At 54.8% G+C, this 16,642-nt stretch carries 20 protein-coding genes and 1 tRNA gene; 12 read left to right on the forward strand and 9 right to left on the reverse strand.

Annotated features, from left to right (window positions below; all coding sequences use genetic code 11):
* Positions 1–342 precede the first annotated feature (342 nt).
* Together ACUTQW_RS03200 and tolA are read left to right on the forward strand one after the other, a co-directional pair.
* On the forward strand, positions 343–525 hold the full coding sequence (locus ACUTQW_RS03200; protein WP_257784250.1) for an isocitrate/isopropylmalate family dehydrogenase: 183 nt from the start codon (positions 343–345) through the stop codon (positions 523–525).
* A 102-nt stretch (positions 526–627) separates the two neighbouring features.
* Positions 628–1,176, forward strand: coding sequence for a cell envelope integrity protein TolA (gene tolA / locus ACUTQW_RS03205; protein WP_081274816.1), 549 nt, complete (start codon positions 628–630; stop codon positions 1,174–1,176).
* 100 nt (positions 1,177–1,276) lie between these two features.
* On the opposite strand, the gene ACUTQW_RS03210 is transcribed toward tolA, so the two are convergent.
* The 5 genes from ACUTQW_RS03210 to ACUTQW_RS03230 all read right to left on the reverse strand — a co-directional run bounded on the left by ACUTQW_RS03210 (position 1,277) and on the right by ACUTQW_RS03230 (position 5,166).
* Positions 1,277–1,456, reverse strand: coding sequence for a hypothetical protein (locus ACUTQW_RS03210; RefSeq protein WP_013812544.1), 180 nt, complete (start codon positions 1,454–1,456; stop codon positions 1,277–1,279).
* A 147-nt stretch (positions 1,457–1,603) separates the two neighbouring features.
* On the reverse strand, positions 1,604–1,816 hold the full coding sequence (locus ACUTQW_RS03215) for a hypothetical protein (protein ID WP_013812545.1): 213 nt from the start codon (positions 1,814–1,816) through the stop codon (positions 1,604–1,606).
* 136 nt (positions 1,817–1,952) lie between these two features.
* Entirely contained in the window at positions 1,953–3,065 is a 1,113-nt protein-coding gene (locus ACUTQW_RS03220; RefSeq protein WP_004943322.1) for an AI-2E family transporter, read from the reverse strand.
* 617 nt (positions 3,066–3,682) lie between these two features.
* The gene (locus tag ACUTQW_RS03225; RefSeq protein ID WP_235196155.1) at positions 3,683–3,847 is read right to left on the reverse strand and encodes a hypothetical protein; all 165 of its coding nucleotides are present in this window, start codon (positions 3,845–3,847) and stop codon (positions 3,683–3,685) included.
* A gap of 116 nt (positions 3,848–3,963) precedes the next feature.
* Complete coding sequence (locus ACUTQW_RS03230) at positions 3,964–5,166, reverse strand: MFS transporter (RefSeq protein ID WP_064799352.1); 1,203 nt, start codon at positions 5,164–5,166, stop codon at positions 3,964–3,966.
* 222 nt (positions 5,167–5,388) lie between these two features.
* Here ACUTQW_RS03230 and ACUTQW_RS03235 point away from each other — a divergent pair, with 222 nt between their 5' ends.
* From ACUTQW_RS03235 to ACUTQW_RS03260, 6 genes are all read left to right on the forward strand, one after another.
* Entirely contained in the window at positions 5,389–6,426 is a 1,038-nt protein-coding gene (locus ACUTQW_RS03235; protein WP_037432716.1) for a LacI family DNA-binding transcriptional regulator, read from the forward strand.
* Between the two features lie 202 nt (positions 6,427–6,628).
* Entirely contained in the window at positions 6,629–7,552 is a 924-nt protein-coding gene (locus tag ACUTQW_RS03240; protein WP_006324841.1) for a TIM barrel protein, read from the forward strand.
* 14 nt (positions 7,553–7,566) lie between these two features.
* Complete coding sequence (locus ACUTQW_RS03245; protein WP_006324842.1) at positions 7,567–8,739, forward strand: Gfo/Idh/MocA family protein; 1,173 nt, start codon at positions 7,567–7,569, stop codon at positions 8,737–8,739.
* Positions 8,740–8,941: 202 nt separating this feature from the next.
* Positions 8,942–9,151 (forward strand): hypothetical protein, encoded by a 210-nt coding sequence (locus ACUTQW_RS03250; protein ID WP_006324843.1) that lies wholly within the window; start codon positions 8,942–8,944, stop codon positions 9,149–9,151.
* 148 nt (positions 9,152–9,299) lie between these two features.
* On the forward strand, positions 9,300–10,043 hold the full coding sequence (locus tag ACUTQW_RS03255) for a DUF3658 domain-containing protein (RefSeq protein WP_445654799.1): 744 nt from the start codon (positions 9,300–9,302) through the stop codon (positions 10,041–10,043).
* A gap of 128 nt (positions 10,044–10,171) precedes the next feature.
* Positions 10,172–10,816, forward strand: coding sequence for a Qnr family pentapeptide repeat protein (locus ACUTQW_RS03260; protein WP_006324845.1), 645 nt, complete (start codon positions 10,172–10,174; stop codon positions 10,814–10,816).
* A gap of 38 nt (positions 10,817–10,854) precedes the next feature.
* Here the strand turns inward: ACUTQW_RS03260 and ACUTQW_RS03265 are convergent, their stop codons facing one another.
* Positions 10,855–11,184, reverse strand: coding sequence for a DHCW motif cupin fold protein (locus ACUTQW_RS03265; RefSeq protein WP_037432723.1), 330 nt, complete (start codon positions 11,182–11,184; stop codon positions 10,855–10,857).
* Between the two features lie 47 nt (positions 11,185–11,231).
* Complete coding sequence (locus ACUTQW_RS03270; protein ID WP_037433941.1) at positions 11,232–11,852, reverse strand: LysE family translocator; 621 nt, start codon at positions 11,850–11,852, stop codon at positions 11,232–11,234.
* A 398-nt stretch (positions 11,853–12,250) separates the two neighbouring features.
* Between ACUTQW_RS03270 and cspE the strand changes: the two genes are divergently transcribed.
* Positions 12,251–12,463: a transcription antiterminator/RNA stability regulator CspE gene (gene cspE / locus ACUTQW_RS03275; RefSeq protein ID WP_004943356.1), complete on the forward strand. Its 213-nt coding sequence runs from the start codon at positions 12,251–12,253 to the stop codon at positions 12,461–12,463.
* A gap of 113 nt (positions 12,464–12,576) precedes the next feature.
* Positions 12,577–12,655: transfer RNA gene (locus ACUTQW_RS03280), tRNA-OTHER, on the forward strand.
* Positions 12,656–12,866: 211 nt separating this feature from the next.
* Here ACUTQW_RS03280 and ACUTQW_RS03285 read toward each other — a convergent pair.
* Complete coding sequence (locus ACUTQW_RS03285) at positions 12,867–13,544, reverse strand: hydrolase (protein ID WP_445654800.1); 678 nt, start codon at positions 13,542–13,544, stop codon at positions 12,867–12,869.
* A 263-nt stretch (positions 13,545–13,807) separates the two neighbouring features.
* Here ACUTQW_RS03285 and ACUTQW_RS03290 point away from each other — a divergent pair, with 263 nt between their 5' ends.
* Complete coding sequence (locus ACUTQW_RS03290; protein ID WP_004943361.1) at positions 13,808–14,236, forward strand: universal stress protein; 429 nt, start codon at positions 13,808–13,810, stop codon at positions 14,234–14,236.
* A gap of 327 nt (positions 14,237–14,563) precedes the next feature.
* The gene (locus tag ACUTQW_RS03295) at positions 14,564–15,319 is read left to right on the forward strand and encodes an SDR family NAD(P)-dependent oxidoreductase (RefSeq protein ID WP_004943364.1); all 756 of its coding nucleotides are present in this window, start codon (positions 14,564–14,566) and stop codon (positions 15,317–15,319) included.
* A 39-nt stretch (positions 15,320–15,358) separates the two neighbouring features.
* Here ACUTQW_RS03295 and ACUTQW_RS03300 read toward each other — a convergent pair whose 3' ends face one another.
* Positions 15,359–16,639, reverse strand: coding sequence for an NAD(P)/FAD-dependent oxidoreductase (locus ACUTQW_RS03300; protein ID WP_004943366.1), 1,281 nt, complete (start codon positions 16,637–16,639; stop codon positions 15,359–15,361).
* Between the last annotated feature and the right edge of the window lie 3 nt (positions 16,640–16,642).

Raw genomic sequence — 16,642 nt, forward strand, 5'->3', positions numbered from 1 at the left:
TGAATGCCTTATGCAAACCATCAAAATCCATAGGAAATATCCTTAAAATTTAGAGTGATATCATACCATTTGGAGCAAGATCAAGAAAGACCATAAAATGAACAGTGTCTTTCCCTACCTTCTATCTAAGGTCAAGGCGTGCTGAGAGATACGGCGGCCTTGGTCGAATGAAATTAATGATGACTGGTCATCTGAATGTGTTGGGTGGTTGCTTCGATGCCGGGGCTGTTCGTTCAGCAAAACTCAACTGAAACCACCATGAATAAAGGTGCGTTAGGCACGATTTACTTGATATAACAAAATCTAAAAATGTGTTATTTATTAATGTAATTCAGTGGGTTAATCTTTATATGGTATATGCTGTTACGTCACATGGGCTGGTTCGAAGCGGCTGACCTGATCGTTAAAGGCATGGAAGGCGCAATCGCTGCCAAGACCGTGACCTATGACTTCGAACGCCTGATGGAAGGCGCTAAGCTGCTGAAATGTTCAGAGTTTGGCGACGCTATCGTTAAACACATGTAATTGTGTTTAAGCGTTAGAATAAGAACGGGAGCCTTAGGGATCCCGTTTTTTTATGCCAGGTGTAATGGTGAACATAATCTAGTCGCCATTCAGCAATGGGGGATGCGCTTTCTTAATGTGAGTTTGCAAGATATTGACCTAAACCTGCTTAAATTTGCCCGTGTTGGTTTATTATTCTTTCCTGTGGATATTCTATTAAAGAAGGGAATCATGAAGAGAGTTCATTTGCGGTTTGGGATTTGCGCGCCGGCATTATCGCTTGTTATCGCCGCGTTGTTGGTGACGGGGTGTGCGAAGACGAGTTCTGCGATTAAACCTGTGCCGTCTGATGAAGGTGTCGATGAGATGTTTGCCGCCTTCGAAGGCAAAACAGCGCCTCAACCTGGGGCGGAGGTCAACCAGTATGCTATGCAGATACGATCCGCTATTCAAAGCCATTTTCAAGACGTAGGCTCATATGCCGGTAAACGATGCGCTTTAAGAATTATGCTGGCGCCGGATGGCATGCTTATAAATGTGCGAGCCGAAGAAGGTGACCCTGATCTTTGTCGTGCCGCAATAAAGGCGGCCACAAAGGCCCGTTTTCCCAAACCGCCTTCACCAGCCGTTTATAATGCCTTGAAAAATCCTGTATTGGAATTCCGTCCCTGAGCACCTGAATGAGAGGGGAAACGTGTCAACGCTCGTTAGGCCGGGTCAATTTGAATAAAAACGGGAGCCTCTGGGCTCCCATTCTTTATGATCAAGGACCTTATTTCATTTCTTTCAGTTTGGCGCGTGCAGCCCAAGCAATGGCGACCATGATGATAGCGCCGACAAATTTGGGCCACTGGGCACAGGCGAAGAATTGTTCACTTATTTCTTTGCTGAGGGCAATGCAGGTGTAAACGGTGGCGAAGGTAAACCACGCTTTGATCCAGGCGGCGCTCATGGGACATCCTTTTCGAGAGATAAGGATGAAAATATCCCCCCTTTTGCATTAACAATCAAGCCGCTCTCAGCCGCTTTCCGGGGCTGCTGCGCGATGATGTTAACCCTATCCCCTAAACGGCGTTTCTACTCTGATGCTGACTGCCGGCTAATAAAGTTTTATGTCCACTTCCTGCTGTTTCAGGTAGGTACTGACGTAACCATAGGCGCAGTAAAAGGCCAGCAACGACAAGATGAGCACCGCGAAGGATGCCTTGAATTTGACGTCACCGTCTTTCGACATTTGGTAGGCGCAATAGATGAAAGACAGCAGAAACAGCAGAGTAAAGATTATGGCTAATGTGGCATATAAGATAAGCATGGCTCAACACGGTCTTCCCTGTGAGTGTTACAAAGCAGGCTCAAGGATAGCATAAGGGGGGCGGCGTAACGCGATGGTCAACGTCGGGGGCCTGTGCAGGCCCCCGGAATTAGCACAATCTCTGCTTCAACGCCGCTTAACCGGCATCAGGGTGATTCTTGCCTTCTTCGATAAAGGCCTCATCAATCTCATCGGTGGTCTCCTCGCTGTCGCGGCCGGAAAGGATATTCCAGCAAGCGATGAACAACGCGGCGATCAACGGGCCGATAACGAAACCATTGATGCCGTAAATCTCCATGCCGCCCAAGGTGGATATCAGGATGAGGTAATCCGGCATCTTGGTGTCTTTGCCGACCAGCAGCGGGCGCAGAATGTTGTCAACCAGCCCGATAATCACCACGAAGAACCCGACCAGGAATGCCCCTTGCCACAGCATGCCGGTGGCGAAGAAATAGATGGCTGCCGGCACCCAGATAATGGCGGAACCGACGGCGGGGATGATGGAGAGGAAGGCCATCAGCGCGCCCCACAGCAAACTGCCATCGATGCCGGTGATGTAAAATGCCAGGCCGCCGAGGGCGCCTTGCACAATCGCCACCACCACGGTGCCTTTCACCGTAGCGCGGGACACGGCGGCGAACTTCACGAACAGGTGGTGTTTGACATGCTCGGACAGCGGCAGCGCTTCAAGCGCCAGGGTCACCAGATAGGGGCCGTCTTTCAGCAGGAAGAACAGCAGATAGAGCATGATGCCAAAGCCGACGGCAAAGTTGAATGTGCCTTTGCCGATCAAGAACACGCTGCCCGCCAGGAATTGCCCGCCCTTGAGCGCCACGTCGGAAAGCTGCTTTTGTATTTCCGCGGCGCTGTCGAGGTTATGCTCCGCCAGAAAATGCCGTGCCCAGCCGGGTAAATGCTGCATCACTTCGGCCAGCATCGCAGGCAACTGGGTATTGTTGTTCTGCAGTTTTTCGTAGAGAACGTTGAATTCAAGCGCCAGCGACGATGCGATGATCGCCAACGGGGTGAACACAATCAGGCAGATCACCAGCAATGTTAACAATGAGACCAGGCCGTTGCGGTCGCCAAGATATTGTTTAAGCTTGTTTTTCAACGGGTGGAAAATCACGGCCAATATGATGGCCCATAGCACCGACGAATAGTAGGGACCCAATACGTCCAGAAAAGCGGCGGTTACGATGAAAAGGATCAGAATAAAGAATCCCTTTGAAATACCTTTAGACATCATAGCAGTCCCTCTGATGATAGATTTTATCGGTGAGCCTTAGCGCTTACCGACATTGACGAGCAGTGAAAAACAAACCATAGCATCACAATGACTTAACAGTTAGCGGATTGTTGGTGAGCGGAGGTTCTCTAGCCTGTAAGCCGGAGTGCTCATGGATTTTTGTGTAAATTATCAATAAATCTTATTGGTTGTGTTTCATTTTGTGAGTTTGCCTTGATGAGAAGGGGTGGGGTATCTACGTTTTAGGTGAACGTATTTTCACCTGAAACGCAGAGGTAGGCGAATGACTGAGCATAAACGACTTAGATTCATTGAGATGATGGTTGCGATCGCTTTTGGCGGTTTGGTGATTTACCTGATAGCCACGGGGACTTTGTCATTATCAGGGGTGGAGCACCATTGGCCATATCCATCAAGATAACTGTAGTTATTTGCCAGGGTATGCTGAACTCGGCGGATAAAAATAAAATTACGCTATTCAGACATTGCGTTCGGGCGAGGAAAGTACGGCGGAGATCCATAAGCTTAAACGCCGGCCGCTGAATCTCCCGCTAAGATCGGATGTCTTTCATCACGCCTGACCCTTCAGGCGCTTCATCATATAAATGCTCAGCGGATCAGGCGGGTAATAAAGCGCAGGTTTCTGACGACGTCATTTCCTCAACCGACACCGAATAGCATGAAGCGGCGGGATAAAGTGGTTGCTGGTAGTCGTCCAGCGCCGTCACCAGCGCAGCAAAACCGGTATCGGTCACCGCGGTTTCTTCAATAGATACAGCCATACTCGCTCTCGTATAACAGGGGCATCCAGATAACCACAGTATCACAGCGCACCTTGGCTGCGCTGCGACATTGTTACCTTATCCGGCGCGCCGTAAAACCCTGTCTTGTCAGGGGGTCAATACCGGGTTGACAGTAGCAATGTCAATGCTATGCCCAACGCGGCGGCGGCCAGTACCATTGCGGCGGGGGCGGACCAGCCGGCATTGGCGACGATGCTGCTTATCGCGATGGGGGCGATCACCTGGCCCAGATAATTGCCTTGCATTACCAACCCCAGACACAGTGGGATGAGGGTCGGTTCCGGTGACGACATCGGCGTGGCGGCGAGAATGGTGGACGGCAACATACCGCTGATGGCGGAAAACAAAAAACACAGCGGTATCAGCATGTTCATCGGCGTTACCGAGAAGAAGATACCGCTGCCGGTCAGCCCCATGGCGATAAAGGTGCCGGTGAGCAGCGCTTTGGTGCTGATCCCACGCGACAGCAGTAAACCGGCGGAGAGATTGCCAATCATATTGACGGCTATAATCGCGGCACTGATGCTGCCCGTGTTGGCGAGCGACAGCCCTACGTGCTGCATCAAAAATAGAGGCAAAAAAGCCATTACCGCAAAGAACAGCAGGTTGTAGCTGGTGAATATCAGCGCCAGCAGCCCAGGTTGTCGTGCGCGCAACAGGCGAGACAACGCCTGGCGCAGGCCGATGTGTAAAGTCGCCGCAGAGCCGGTAGCCTCCCGGCGGGTCGTCAGCGGCAGCAACAACGCCGCTAACAGCGTCAGAGCGGCGCTCGCCAGCCAGCTCTGTTGCCAGCCGCCGAGCAACGGGCCGAAAAACATCGAGAGGGCGATGCCCGCCGGCATAAAGGTGCTCCAGATGCCAAACACCAGATTACGTTTTTGCGGCTGAACCACGCGATTGAGAACCGCCGGGGCGGCGACCACGACGATGACGAAACCCAGGCCCTCAATAAACCGCGTGGCGATAAGTCCATTGAAGTTATGCAGACCGGCGCCGACAAAGCTGGCGGCGCTGATGATCATCAGCCCAAGGCAAAGCAAGCGGCGATCGCCCCAGCGACGGACCAAAATGCCGACGAGGATGCCGCTGAACACGCCCACGAAAGGGAAGGCCGAGATTACCCAGCTTAACGATTCCAGAGAGCGGCCGAACTCGCGTTGCAACTCCGGTAATGCAATCGTCGCTTTACCCACCTGCAGGGCTGCCGCAATACCGGCGAACACTATGTTCAGGATCGCCGGCCACTGGGTGGCATTGGGTGCCGCATACTCGATGGCGTCGGATTTTGTCGATGTCATGATTCGCTCCGGGGGACAAAATCAGACTATGCGTTATGGCGAAAACAGCAGCAGTTCAATAATTGCTTCACCTGCCCGAAAAACGTTCATTTCGAGCTTTTTACCGCTCTCTGCAACGACTCAAATCGCGATTAACGCCCCCGATCACACAAAACCCCTGGCCGGGTTTCCTCCGTCATCGACACCATGATAGTTTTTATCAAAATCATGATGAGGAAGAGTATGGCAGGCAAGAAAACCACCCTGGCGGCTATTGCCAGAGAGGCGCATGTCGGTATCGCCACGGTTGATCGGGTAATAAACCAACGTGCTGCGGTACGGCCGGAAACGGAGCGCAAAGTTATCGCTGCGGCGAAAAAACTGGGTTTTGCCCTCGAAAAGTCCCACCGGTTGTTTGAGGCGGCCGGGCAGTCGCCTGTGCGGCTCAAAATGGGCTTTATCCTGCTGCGCCGCGAACATTCTTTCTATGCGCAGTTAGCGGAAAGCCTGCTGGAACAGGCCGCGCCGTACTGCGATCCGGCTCATCCGCCTCAGTTCATTTTTCATGACATCAGCGCGGTAGGCGATACCGCCGCGGCCATTACGCAACTGAGCCAGAGCGTGGATGTGATGGGGGTGCTGGCGCTGGATAACCCGATGATCCGTTATGCGGTCGAAGAAGCCAGCCGCCAGGGCGTTAAGGTGTTTACGCTGCTGTCGGATCTGTCGGTGCACAGCAGGGCCGGTTATGTTGGCCTGGATAATCAGCAGGCCGGTCGCACCGCGGCCTGGGCGGTAGAGCGTATGTGTCGAAAGCAGGGGGAAATCGGGGTTATCATCGGCGATAATCGCTTCCTGTGCCAGGAAGCCTGCGAAATCAGTTTTCGCTCTTACCTGCGCGAACACCTGAGTGGCCACCGGGTGCTGGAGCCGCTACGCAGCTATGAACGGGCCGAAAATGCCAGACAGGTCACCTTGAGCATATTGGCGCAGCACCCTGAATTGGTGGCGTTGTACGCGCCCTGCGGCGGCGTGGAAGGGATTATCGCCGCGTTGCGAGAGAGCGGCAGGCAGCACGACGTGATGCTGGTTTGTCATGGCCCGGTGGAAAACGCGGAGATGGCGTTGATCGACGGCACGCTGGATCTGATGTTGACGCACCGCATTCATGAATTCGCCGCGTCGATCATCAAGACCTTTGTCGCCGCCGCCGGCGATGAACACCCGGGTTTTATGCAGATCATTAACCGTTTTGATCTGATCACCAAAGAAAATATCTGATCGCCGGCCCCGCTGTGGGCTGTTTCCCCTGAGTTGCCGTCGATGTCTTGCAGGTTACGGCTTGTCTGTGCTTGATAAAAAGCTATCATTTTAACTATCAAATTTAACGCGATCCCCATCAAAAAATGAAAGTTTCATCATTGATGGTGTCGAAATATTTGTTTGATACTGGCGCCACACTCCCCTCGAAACGGAATGAAAAATGACCTTGCCTATCGCCAATGCTCCCTGCAGTTGGGGAGTGGATGATCCCAAAAATCCTTATCTTCCTCCTTACGCCCAAGTGCTACAGGAGGCGAACGCCGCAGGCTATCACAGCATTGAGCTGGGGCCGTGGGGCTACCTGCCAATCGAGGCCGCAACCCTGACCGCAGAGTTGCACCACCACCAGTTGTCGCTGGTAGCCGGCACCATTTTTGACGATCTGGTCAGCGAGCAGAACTTCGCGCCCATCCTGACGCTGACCCATAACATTTGTCGCAATTTGTCGCAGGCGCCCAAAGCACATCCCATTTGCGAAGGCCATTTCTCGCCGCCTTACCTGGTGATAATCGACTTCGGCAATCCACAGCGGGCCCGGTTCGCCGGGCAGTCATCGCAGGCACCGCGGCTGGCGCCAGACGACTGGAACCGGATGATCGGCCACATCAAAACGGTCAGCGAGATTGCCTGGCAAGAATATGGCGTCAGGCCGGTGATCCATCCGCATGCCGGTGGCTGCATCGAGTTCGCCGATGAGATCGAGCTGTTGGTCAGCCAAATTCCGCACCAAACTGCCGGATTATGCCTGGACACCGGGCACCTGTATTACTCCGGCATGGATCCGGTCATCTGGCTCGAACGCTATTTCTCCCGGATTGATTACCTGCATTTCAAGGATGTTAATCCGCAGGTGTTCAATGAGGTGCTGAAACGTGGGCTGGATTTCTTTACCGCTTGCGCACAAGGGGTGATGTGCCCACTGGGGCAGGGTGCAATTGATTATCCAGCCGTGCGCGAATTATTGGCGGCGCGCGGTTATCAGGGCTGGATCACCATTGAGCAGGAACGGGATCCGCGTCAGGTGCAGGGTAGCCTGCGCGACGTGACGGAAAGCCTCAATTATTTGCGAACAGTCGGTTTTTAATCGGGAGAAACGTGATGATCAACGGCATTAAACCTCTGGAACGATCCCTGCGCTGGGGTATGGTCGGCGGCGGCGGCACCAGCCAAATCGGTTATATCCACCGTTCTGCGGCACTGCGCGACGGCACCTTCACTCTGTTGGCCGGCGCGTTCGATATCGACGTGTCGCGCGGGCGCAGTTTTGGGCAAAGCCTGGGAGTGGCAGCGGACCGCTGTTACCCGGATTACGCCACGCTGTTTCGGGAAGAAGCCGCGAGATCGGACGGTATCGAGGCGGTTTCCATCGCCACGCCAAACAACACCCACTTTGCTATTTGCCAGGCGGCGTTGGAAGCGGGTCTGCACGTAGTGTGCGAAAAACCGTTGTGCTTTACCGCCGAAGAGGCGCAAACGCTGGTCGAGCTGAGCGAAAAACGGCAAAAAATTATCGGCGTCACCTACGGTTATTCCGGCCACCAGTTGATTTTGCAGGCCCGCCAGATGATCGCTGACGGCCTGTTGGGCGAGATCCGTATCATCAACATGCAATTCTCCCACGGGTTCCACGCCGCGCCGGTAGAGCAAGAGAACCCCAGCACGCGCTGGCGGGTAGACCCGCGTTTTGTCGGCCCGAGCTATGTGCTGGGCGATCTGGCCACGCATCCGCTGTTCCTGGCGGAAACCATGGTGCCGCAATTGAAGATCAAACGCCTGATGTGCAGCCGCCAGAGTTTTGTCAAAACCCGTGCGCCGCTGGAAGACAATGCCTACGTGTTGATGGAGTACGACAACGGCGCGGTAGGTTCAATGTGGTGTTCGGCGATCAACAGCGGCTCGATGCACGGCCAGAAGGTGCGCATCGTCGGCGAGAAGGCCAGCCTGGAATGGTGGGACGAACAGCCTAACCAATTGCGTTTTGAAGTGCAGGGCGAGCCGGTGCGCATTCTGGAGCGCGGCATGCCTTACCTGGATCACGCCGCGTTGGCGGACGACAGGATTGGCGGCGGTCATCCCGAGGGGCTGTTTGAAGCCTGGTCAAATCTGTACCGACGTTTTGCGCTGGCGATGGACGCCACCGACCGGCGGGACGAGGCTTTCCTGGCCGATTTCTGGTACCCCGACGTGCATGCCGGGGCGATGGGCGTGCGTTGGGTCGAAAACTGCGTACGTTCCGCCGATGCCGGCGCCAGCTGGGTCGAGTTTCGCTAAAGCCCCAAAAGCGAGGCGGGGCCCGGCGACATGATTATTGGCATTGCAGATAGACTACCTGCTGAAAACGTCGGTTTGGCCCATTTTCAGTTCACTTTTTCGCCACCCAGGCGCCAGGGGGGCGATACAGTGATCTGCCTCATTAGAGAAAGGGGGGAAAGGCTGATAGGGTAGGGGTTGGCCCAATCACAAGGAGAGAACGATGTTAGAGCAATACTACCCGGCGACGATGAGCTCCAAACCCGTCACGGACGAACAGCATAAAAGGCTAGTGGCCGTGCAGGCGGCGCTGGAGCTGATCAAGGCCACTTTGTCCGATACCAACGACGGTAACGGCGTGGATTTTCAACTGAAAGCCGCCGAAAAGCACATTAGCCCCATGGCCGACGCCATACAGGAAGCCTTGAAGTAAGCTCCTGCCGCCGATCATCAACCGCCCCCTCTGGGCGGTTTTTTGCTTTTTGTCCGGCAGATTCGGATTGTTTGTCATAGAGCAAAACGGGAAAAGTTGTAAAATCGACCTCAGGATTATCTTAAGAAAGAGCGTGAGGAGAGCGTTGATGAAGGATGTGCATATCGCACTGTCGGGCAGCTGTGTGCGGTTGGCTTACCCGGGGGAAGACGTGCTGGATTTTCCCGACCGCCTGTCATTCGGGCCGCTGTATGCGCTCGACGACGATGGCGCGTTGCAGGCCAGAACCCGCTGGTTGCACGATTTATACCGATCCGTTCACGCGCCTGAGTGGGATACCTCCGAAGAGAGTCAGGCGGGGATGACGGCGTTAAAAGCGCAACTTGCCGCCGTTACCGGGCAAGTGACCCTGTGGGTCGGCGATAACGCCGATGAACAGCTGATGCTGCGTGCATTGCTGCCGCTGCTTGGCGAACGCCCGATCTTTGTCGTCAACGTAACTGAACACACCGGGCGGCCGAGCACCCACTGGTGTGCGGCGGAAATGCTGGAACCCTTGTGGATCCGGCGGCGTGAACTGACGTCGGCAGACAAAACCGCGCTCACTACCGACTGGCATCGTCTGTTGTTGGAGAATGCCCCGGTGCGGATCTTTGCGGAAAACGCGGTTCGCGGCCAGGCGGAGGATTTTCATGACCGTCAACTGCTTGACGCCTGCCCTGGCGATTACACCCAGGGGTCGCGGGTGGTGGGCGAGGCGATGGTGAATTCACCTTATCCGGTGGGGGATACCTTTTTGAATTTCCGTCTGTACGCCTTGATTGCACAGGGTGCATTACAAGCTCAGACCGCCGGCATGAACATGAACCGCATCAAGGTCAAACAGGCATAAATTCCCTCATGCCACATGCGGTTTTTTTTGTGCCTTCCGACGGAGAAAATAGGCCAAAGCGGTTTTCCCGGCCGTACGGATCGGCTTATAATGCGTCATTGACTGTATAAATAAACAGGGTGGTTGCAATGACGTTGGCTTTGGATGGTGAAAAAATTGGCCGTAACCGGTTTACCGGCGAGAAGATTGAAAACGGCACCTTCCGCAACTGTGATTTCTCGGGTGCGGATCTGACCGGCACCGAGTTCATCGGCTGTCAGTTTTATGATCGCGAGAGCCAGCAAGGCGGCAATTTCAGCCGCGCATTGTTGAAAGACGCCAGCTTCAAAAACTGCGATTTATCGATGGCGGATTTCAGAAATGCCAATGCGCTGGGCATTGAAATTCTCGAGTGCCGTGCACAGGGTGCCGACTTTCGCGGTGCCAGTTTTATGAACATGATCACTACGCGTACCTGGTTCTGCAGCGCTTACATCACCAAAACCAACCTCAGCTACGCCAATTTTTCGAAAGTGGTATTGGAGAAGTGCGAGCTGTGGGAAAACCGCTGGAATGGGGCGCAGATCCTCGGCGCGACCTTTAGCGGCTCCGATCTCTCAGGCGGCGAATTTTCTTCATTCGACTGGCGTGCCGCCAACTTTACCCATTGCGACCTGACCAATTCTGAATTGGGTGAGCTGGACGTGCGCGGCGTCGATTTGCAGGGGGTAAAACTGGACAGTTATCAGGCGTTCCAGATCATGGAACGGTTGGGCATCGCGATTATCGGTTAAGGCCTAAGGCAGGCAACGCCGGCAATCTGGCGCAGGCATTAATCGACGATAAACAACTGCGCACCGCCTTGCGTTGACGAGCGGTGCGGTTCGGCGTCGTCCGCCACCTGGTAGCTCATGCCCGGCAGCAGAACAAAGCGTCGGCCATCGGCCAACTCGGTATGCAATTCACCGCTCAGGCACAGAAGAATATGGCCTTTGGTACACCAGTGGTCCGCGAGGTAGTCGGCCGTGTACTCAACCATTCTGACGCGCAGGTCGCCGAACCGGCGAGTTCGCCAATAGGCCATGCCGGTAATGCCTGGGTGCTCCGTTGCGGCGATGTCTTGCCAGTCCGTGATACCGAAGGGAAGGTCGGTTATTTTCATGGTTTTTCCTGGTAAACAGCCTGATAAATTGGGTATATCGTCCATCGTCAACGCAGTAACTGCCGTATTCCCAGCCCGACGATCAACGCGCCGCAAACCCGATCGATATGGGCTTTGCTGCGGCGATAGGCGCTGGCAATCGGGGCGTGCGACAGCACCAGGACGACCAGCCCGTACCAACAACCTGCAATCACCGCCACTTCCGCCAGCATGGCGACGAAGGTCGCCACTGAGACATGCGCCGGTGCCGCTGACGAGAATACCGCCGCGTAGAAGGCGACAGATTTAGGATTGGCAATATTGGTTGCGATACCCTGCACAAAAGCGACACGTGATCCGCTTTTTTCACGGGCGCTGGCGCTTATCAAACCCGAGACAGGTTTTGCCTTGGCGAACAGGCGGCAGCCAAACCAAATAAGATAGCCGGCACCGGCGATTTTGACCGCCATCGCCAGCCAGGGGAACAGGGCAAAAACCAGGCCGATGCCGAGAATCGCGCCGCTGGCCCAGAACAGATTGACCAGCACGATACCGGCTACCAGAGCGAAGGCTTCCGCCCGGCGCGCAGATACGGCTTTATGCGCTACGGCGACAAAGTTGGGGCCAGGCACCACTACGCCGACCACATACAGGGTGAAAACGGCGATTACCGCGGACATATCGATCATCATGCTGTAGCCGATCAGAAAGGAACATGTCAGCTGTTTTATAATGAATCGCGGCCATAATCCATCCTGATATCCGTGCAGAGCGGAAAATTTTTCCTCCGGCTTTATGCTGCTTTCTCAGCGGCGAGTTTTCATCGTGTTGAACGTAATAAATTCATAGGGTGTATAAATATAATTATAAATATTCCTTGCTTAAATAATCTGGCTGTGTGTAAATAGCGTCATCGGTTTGTAGTACAGACCTTATGAAAGCAGTTTTAGTAAAGCAGTTCTCAGTATTAGTGATATCCCATAGATACCTCTTCTCCCGCGAATTACCTTCTCTAGTGCCCAATAAGTTTCCAACAAAAACAGACCTCTATCGCCGTATGGCGTCTCAAAATATAAAGGAAATATCTATGTCTACTAAAATGACTGGTTTGGTAAAATGGTTTGATGCAGGTAAAGGTTTTGGTTTCATCTCTCCGGCAGACGGCAGCAAAGACGTGTTCGTGCACTTCTCTGCCATTCAGAGCAATGATTTCAAAACTCTTGATGAAGGCCAGCGCGTTGAGTTCACCATCGAAAGTGGTGCAAAAGGCCCTTCAGCAGGCAACGTAGTGGTTTTATAATTTTTAGGTAATGTTTTATTTCTTGCGATAGCGATGATGGCTTAAGCCGGAGCGGATGAGAAATAAAAGCGTTGTCTGAATAAACTCCGGGTTCGCCCGGAGTATTAATGAATACGTCATTAGCTCAGCAGGAAGAGCGGCGGTGAATTTATTTACTGGCGGACTGGGGTTCGATTCCTCGATGACGTTCCAATAATTTATTATTGGCAACAGCAAAACAGATTGACGCATAAATAATAAAGCGGCGTCTCAGTCTTTTTTTCTGTTGTGAAAAGGTTGTGCTTAGGCTGCGTAACGTTGGAGTGTTCGATGGACGCTTACGCCATAACATGACGGTCGGGAAAGTAACCGGCACATATTTGATAGCCCCGGCTCTGTGCCGGGGCTTTTTTATGCCTGCGGATCAGCGCTGGGAGTCCAGCTGTTCATGGTGGGTCACCACGTCCTGGGCTTTGAGATAGCTTTCGATCAGCAACTGATAGGCCGGGAAGATTTTGGTATAGACTTCCGCCCATTGCTGCGCGTCTTCGCGGTTCCAGCTACCCTGCAGCTCGGAGGCCACGCTGGCTGTGTCGATCGGCACGACGCCCGCCTGCACGACGCGTGCCAGGGTGATTTCCTGTGCCATTTTCGAATAGGTGCCGGAGGCGTCGATCACCGCGAACACCTTATAGCCTTCGGCCACCGCGCTGATGGACGGGAAGGCCATGCATACGCTGGTGATGGTGCCGGCGACGATCAGGGTTTTGCGGCCGGTGGCCTTCACCGCCGCCACGAAGTCCGGGTTGTCCCAGGCGTTGATTTCCCCTCGGCGGGCGACGTACTGCGCATGCGGTGCGTTCTGGTGGATTTCCGGGATCAGCGGGCCGTTGGGGCCCTGTGGCACCGAGGCGGTAGTGATCACCGGCAGGTTGCTCAGCGTGGCGATGCTGGCCAATGCGCCGGCGCGGGCGCGTAGCTCGGTCATTGGCATATCGGCGACGGTCTGGAACAGGCCGCTCTGGTGGTCAATCAACAGCATTACGGCATCATTGGCATCAATAACAGGACACTGACCGTTGAAGTTTGCTGGGGCGCTCATGGTTTTTTCCTCTGTAGTCGGATCGTGAGATAACAATTAATGGCGAATAACCCAGGATGAACCTCATCACTTGCCCTTAGTTTAGGTGCACGGTTGAATTGTACTAGAGGGTAAAGGCGGAATGCATCGTTCCATAAATGGAACGATGTCGCGACAGGCGATCATGTCAACGCTGAACTAAACTTAAACTGCACAAGAAACATGCGGGAAGCCGGGCAGGGAGCGCCATCCTGTTCACCAGCTCTATGCGGAGGGCTGCCATCATGGCTTATCAACATATCGTTGTCGCCACGGATCTCAGCGAAGACGCCGAGTTCCTGCTGGGCAAGGGCGCCAGGCTGGCCGCCGCGCTCAACGCCAAACTGTCTCTGATCTATATCGATATCCACCGCACCGGTTATTACGCCGAGCTTGGGGTGGGTGAATACAACTACACTGACCGCACTTTCTCGGAGCGGGTCAAGAACATGCTCAATGCGATCCGCGGCCAATCGTCTTACCCGGTGGAAGAGGTGATCGTCAGCCGCGGTGAGCTGACGCAAGAGTTGAACCGGGCGGCGAAGGACAAGGGTTTTGATCTGGTTATCTTCGGCCATCACCACGATGTCTGGAGCCGGTTGGTGTCTTCGGCGCGTCAGGCGATCAACGATCTGAACGTCGATCTGCTGGTGATCCCCATCGATAAAAAATAGCCATCGCCATCGCCGCCGCGCCGGGCGGCGATGGCTTTTCAATGACCCTTGCTTAAGGGGATTGCGTTTATCCCCGGCCTGTCGCCGCAGGGAGCAGGCTGATAATCCCATTCCGGAATAGTCACTCAGGTAAATTTTATTATATCCATCAATGAGTTGGCCTAATTCTGATAAAGGTTGGGTCAGCGCATTGAAATGACAATGAATACCTCTTTTGGGTTAATAAACCGCACGTTTTGACTGGCCCTTGCCCTCCATGAGTTTTATCCTCGGATCTCAGCAGGATTTGTATGATTTATAGAAATATATTCACATGGAGGAGGTTTCATGCGTTTCGACAATAAAGTGGTAGTGATCACCGGCGCAGGCAATGGGATGGGGGAAGCGGCGGCACGCCGATTTTCCGCCGAGGGCGCCGTGGTGGTGCTGGCGGACTGGGCGAAGGACGCGGTAGATGCCGTTGCCGCCTCGCTGCCGAAAGGCAGGGCGCTGGCGGTACACATCGACGTTTCCGACCCGGTTGCGGTTGAAAAAATGATGAACGAGGTGGCGGCAAAACTGGGCCGCATCGACGTGTTGCTGAACAATGCCGGCGTGCACGTGGCGGGTACAGTGCTGGAAACCAGCGTGGCCGACTGGCGGCGCATCGCTGGGGTGGATATCGACGGCGTAGTGTTCTGTTCCAAATTCGCCATGCCTTATCTGCTGAAAACCAAGGGCTGTATCGTTAACACCGCCTCGGTATCCGGCCTGGGTGGCGACTGGGGCGCGGCATATTACTGCGCGGCGAAAGGGGCGGTGGTCAACCTGACGCGCGCCATGGCGCTGGATCACGGCGGTGACGGCGTGCGCGTGAACTCGGTGTGCCCGAGTCTGGTGAAAACCAATATGACCAATGGTTGGCCGCAGGAGATCCGCGACAAGTTCAACGAGCGCATTGCGTTGGGGCGTGCGGCAGAGCCGGAAGAAGTGGCGGCGGTAATGGCGTTTCTGGCCAGCGACGACGCCAGCTTTATCAACGGCGCCAACATCCCGGTTGACGGCGGCGCGACCGCATCAGACGGTCAACCGAAAATCGTTTGATCCTTGGCATAAAGGGCCCAGCATGCTGGGCCCCTTGCATCACACCCCCATCCGATCCCGCAGCGTATAGTAAGCGGCGCCAATCGCGGTGAACGGAATTTGCAGGTTGCGGCCACCGAAGAACGGCAGGTGCGGCAGCTTGGCAAAGGCATCGAAACGCTCCGCATCGCCGCGCATCAGCTCGGCAATCAGCTTGCCCGCCAGATGGGTACAGGTCACGCCGTGACCGCTGTAGCCCTGCATATAATACACATTGTTCTCCAGCCGGCCGAATTGCGGCATGCGCGACAGCGTGAGCAGGAAGTTGCCGGTCCAGCGGTAGTCGATGCGAACGCCTTTCAACTGCGGGAAGGTTTTCAACAGTTTTGGCCGGATCAGATTATCGATATCGTCCGGATCGCGTGCGCCATACACCACGCCGCCGCCGTACAGCAGGCGGTTATCGCCGGTAATGCGGTAATAATCCAGCAGGTAGTTGCAATCTTCCACGCAGTAATTTTGCGGGATCAGCGACTGCGCCACTTCCGGCGCCAGCGGTTCGGTGGCTACCACCTGCGTGCCGCACGGCATGCTGCGTTTCGCCAACCGGGGTTCCAGCTTGTCGCCCAGATAAGCATTACCGGCCACAATCACATAGCGAGCCTTCACCTGGCCGCCGGCGGTGCTGACCAGCGCCGGTTCGCCGTGGCGAATATGGGTCACCGCCGACTGCTCGAAGATGCGCCCGCCCTGCAGGCGAATCGCCTCGGCTTCGCCGAGCGCCAGATTCAGCGGATGAATATGGCCGCCGCTGTGATCCAGCAGTGCGCCGACGTAGCGTTCGCTGTTCACTTCTTCACGGATCCGCTCTGCGTCCAGCAACTCCAGTTGGGTATTGCCGTAGCGCTCCCAATTTTGTTTCTGCTCGATCAGCGCATGATATTGCCGGTTGTTCAGCGCGGCGAAGATGCCGCCGGGGCGATAGTCGCATTCGATGGCGTATCGCTTGATACGGCTGCGAATGATCTCTGCGCCTTCGAACATCATGCTGCCGAGCATCCGAGCGCTTTCTGCGCCATAGCGTTCTTCGATGACGTCAATGTCGCGGCTGTAGGAATTCACCAACTGGCCGCCGTTACGGCCGCTGGCGCCGAAGCCGATGCGGGCGGATTCCAGCAGCACCACGTTGTAGCCTGCCTCTACCAGGAACAGCGCAGAAGACAGACCTGTGTAGCCACCGCCGACGATACAAACGTCGCATTCAATAGATTCATTCAGTTGCGGGTAGGGCTGATGGCTGTTGGCCGAAGCCGCATAATAGCTTTTTACGTGTTCAGTCATGAT

It is taken from the genome of Serratia sp. TSA_7 (assembly GCF_052692135.1).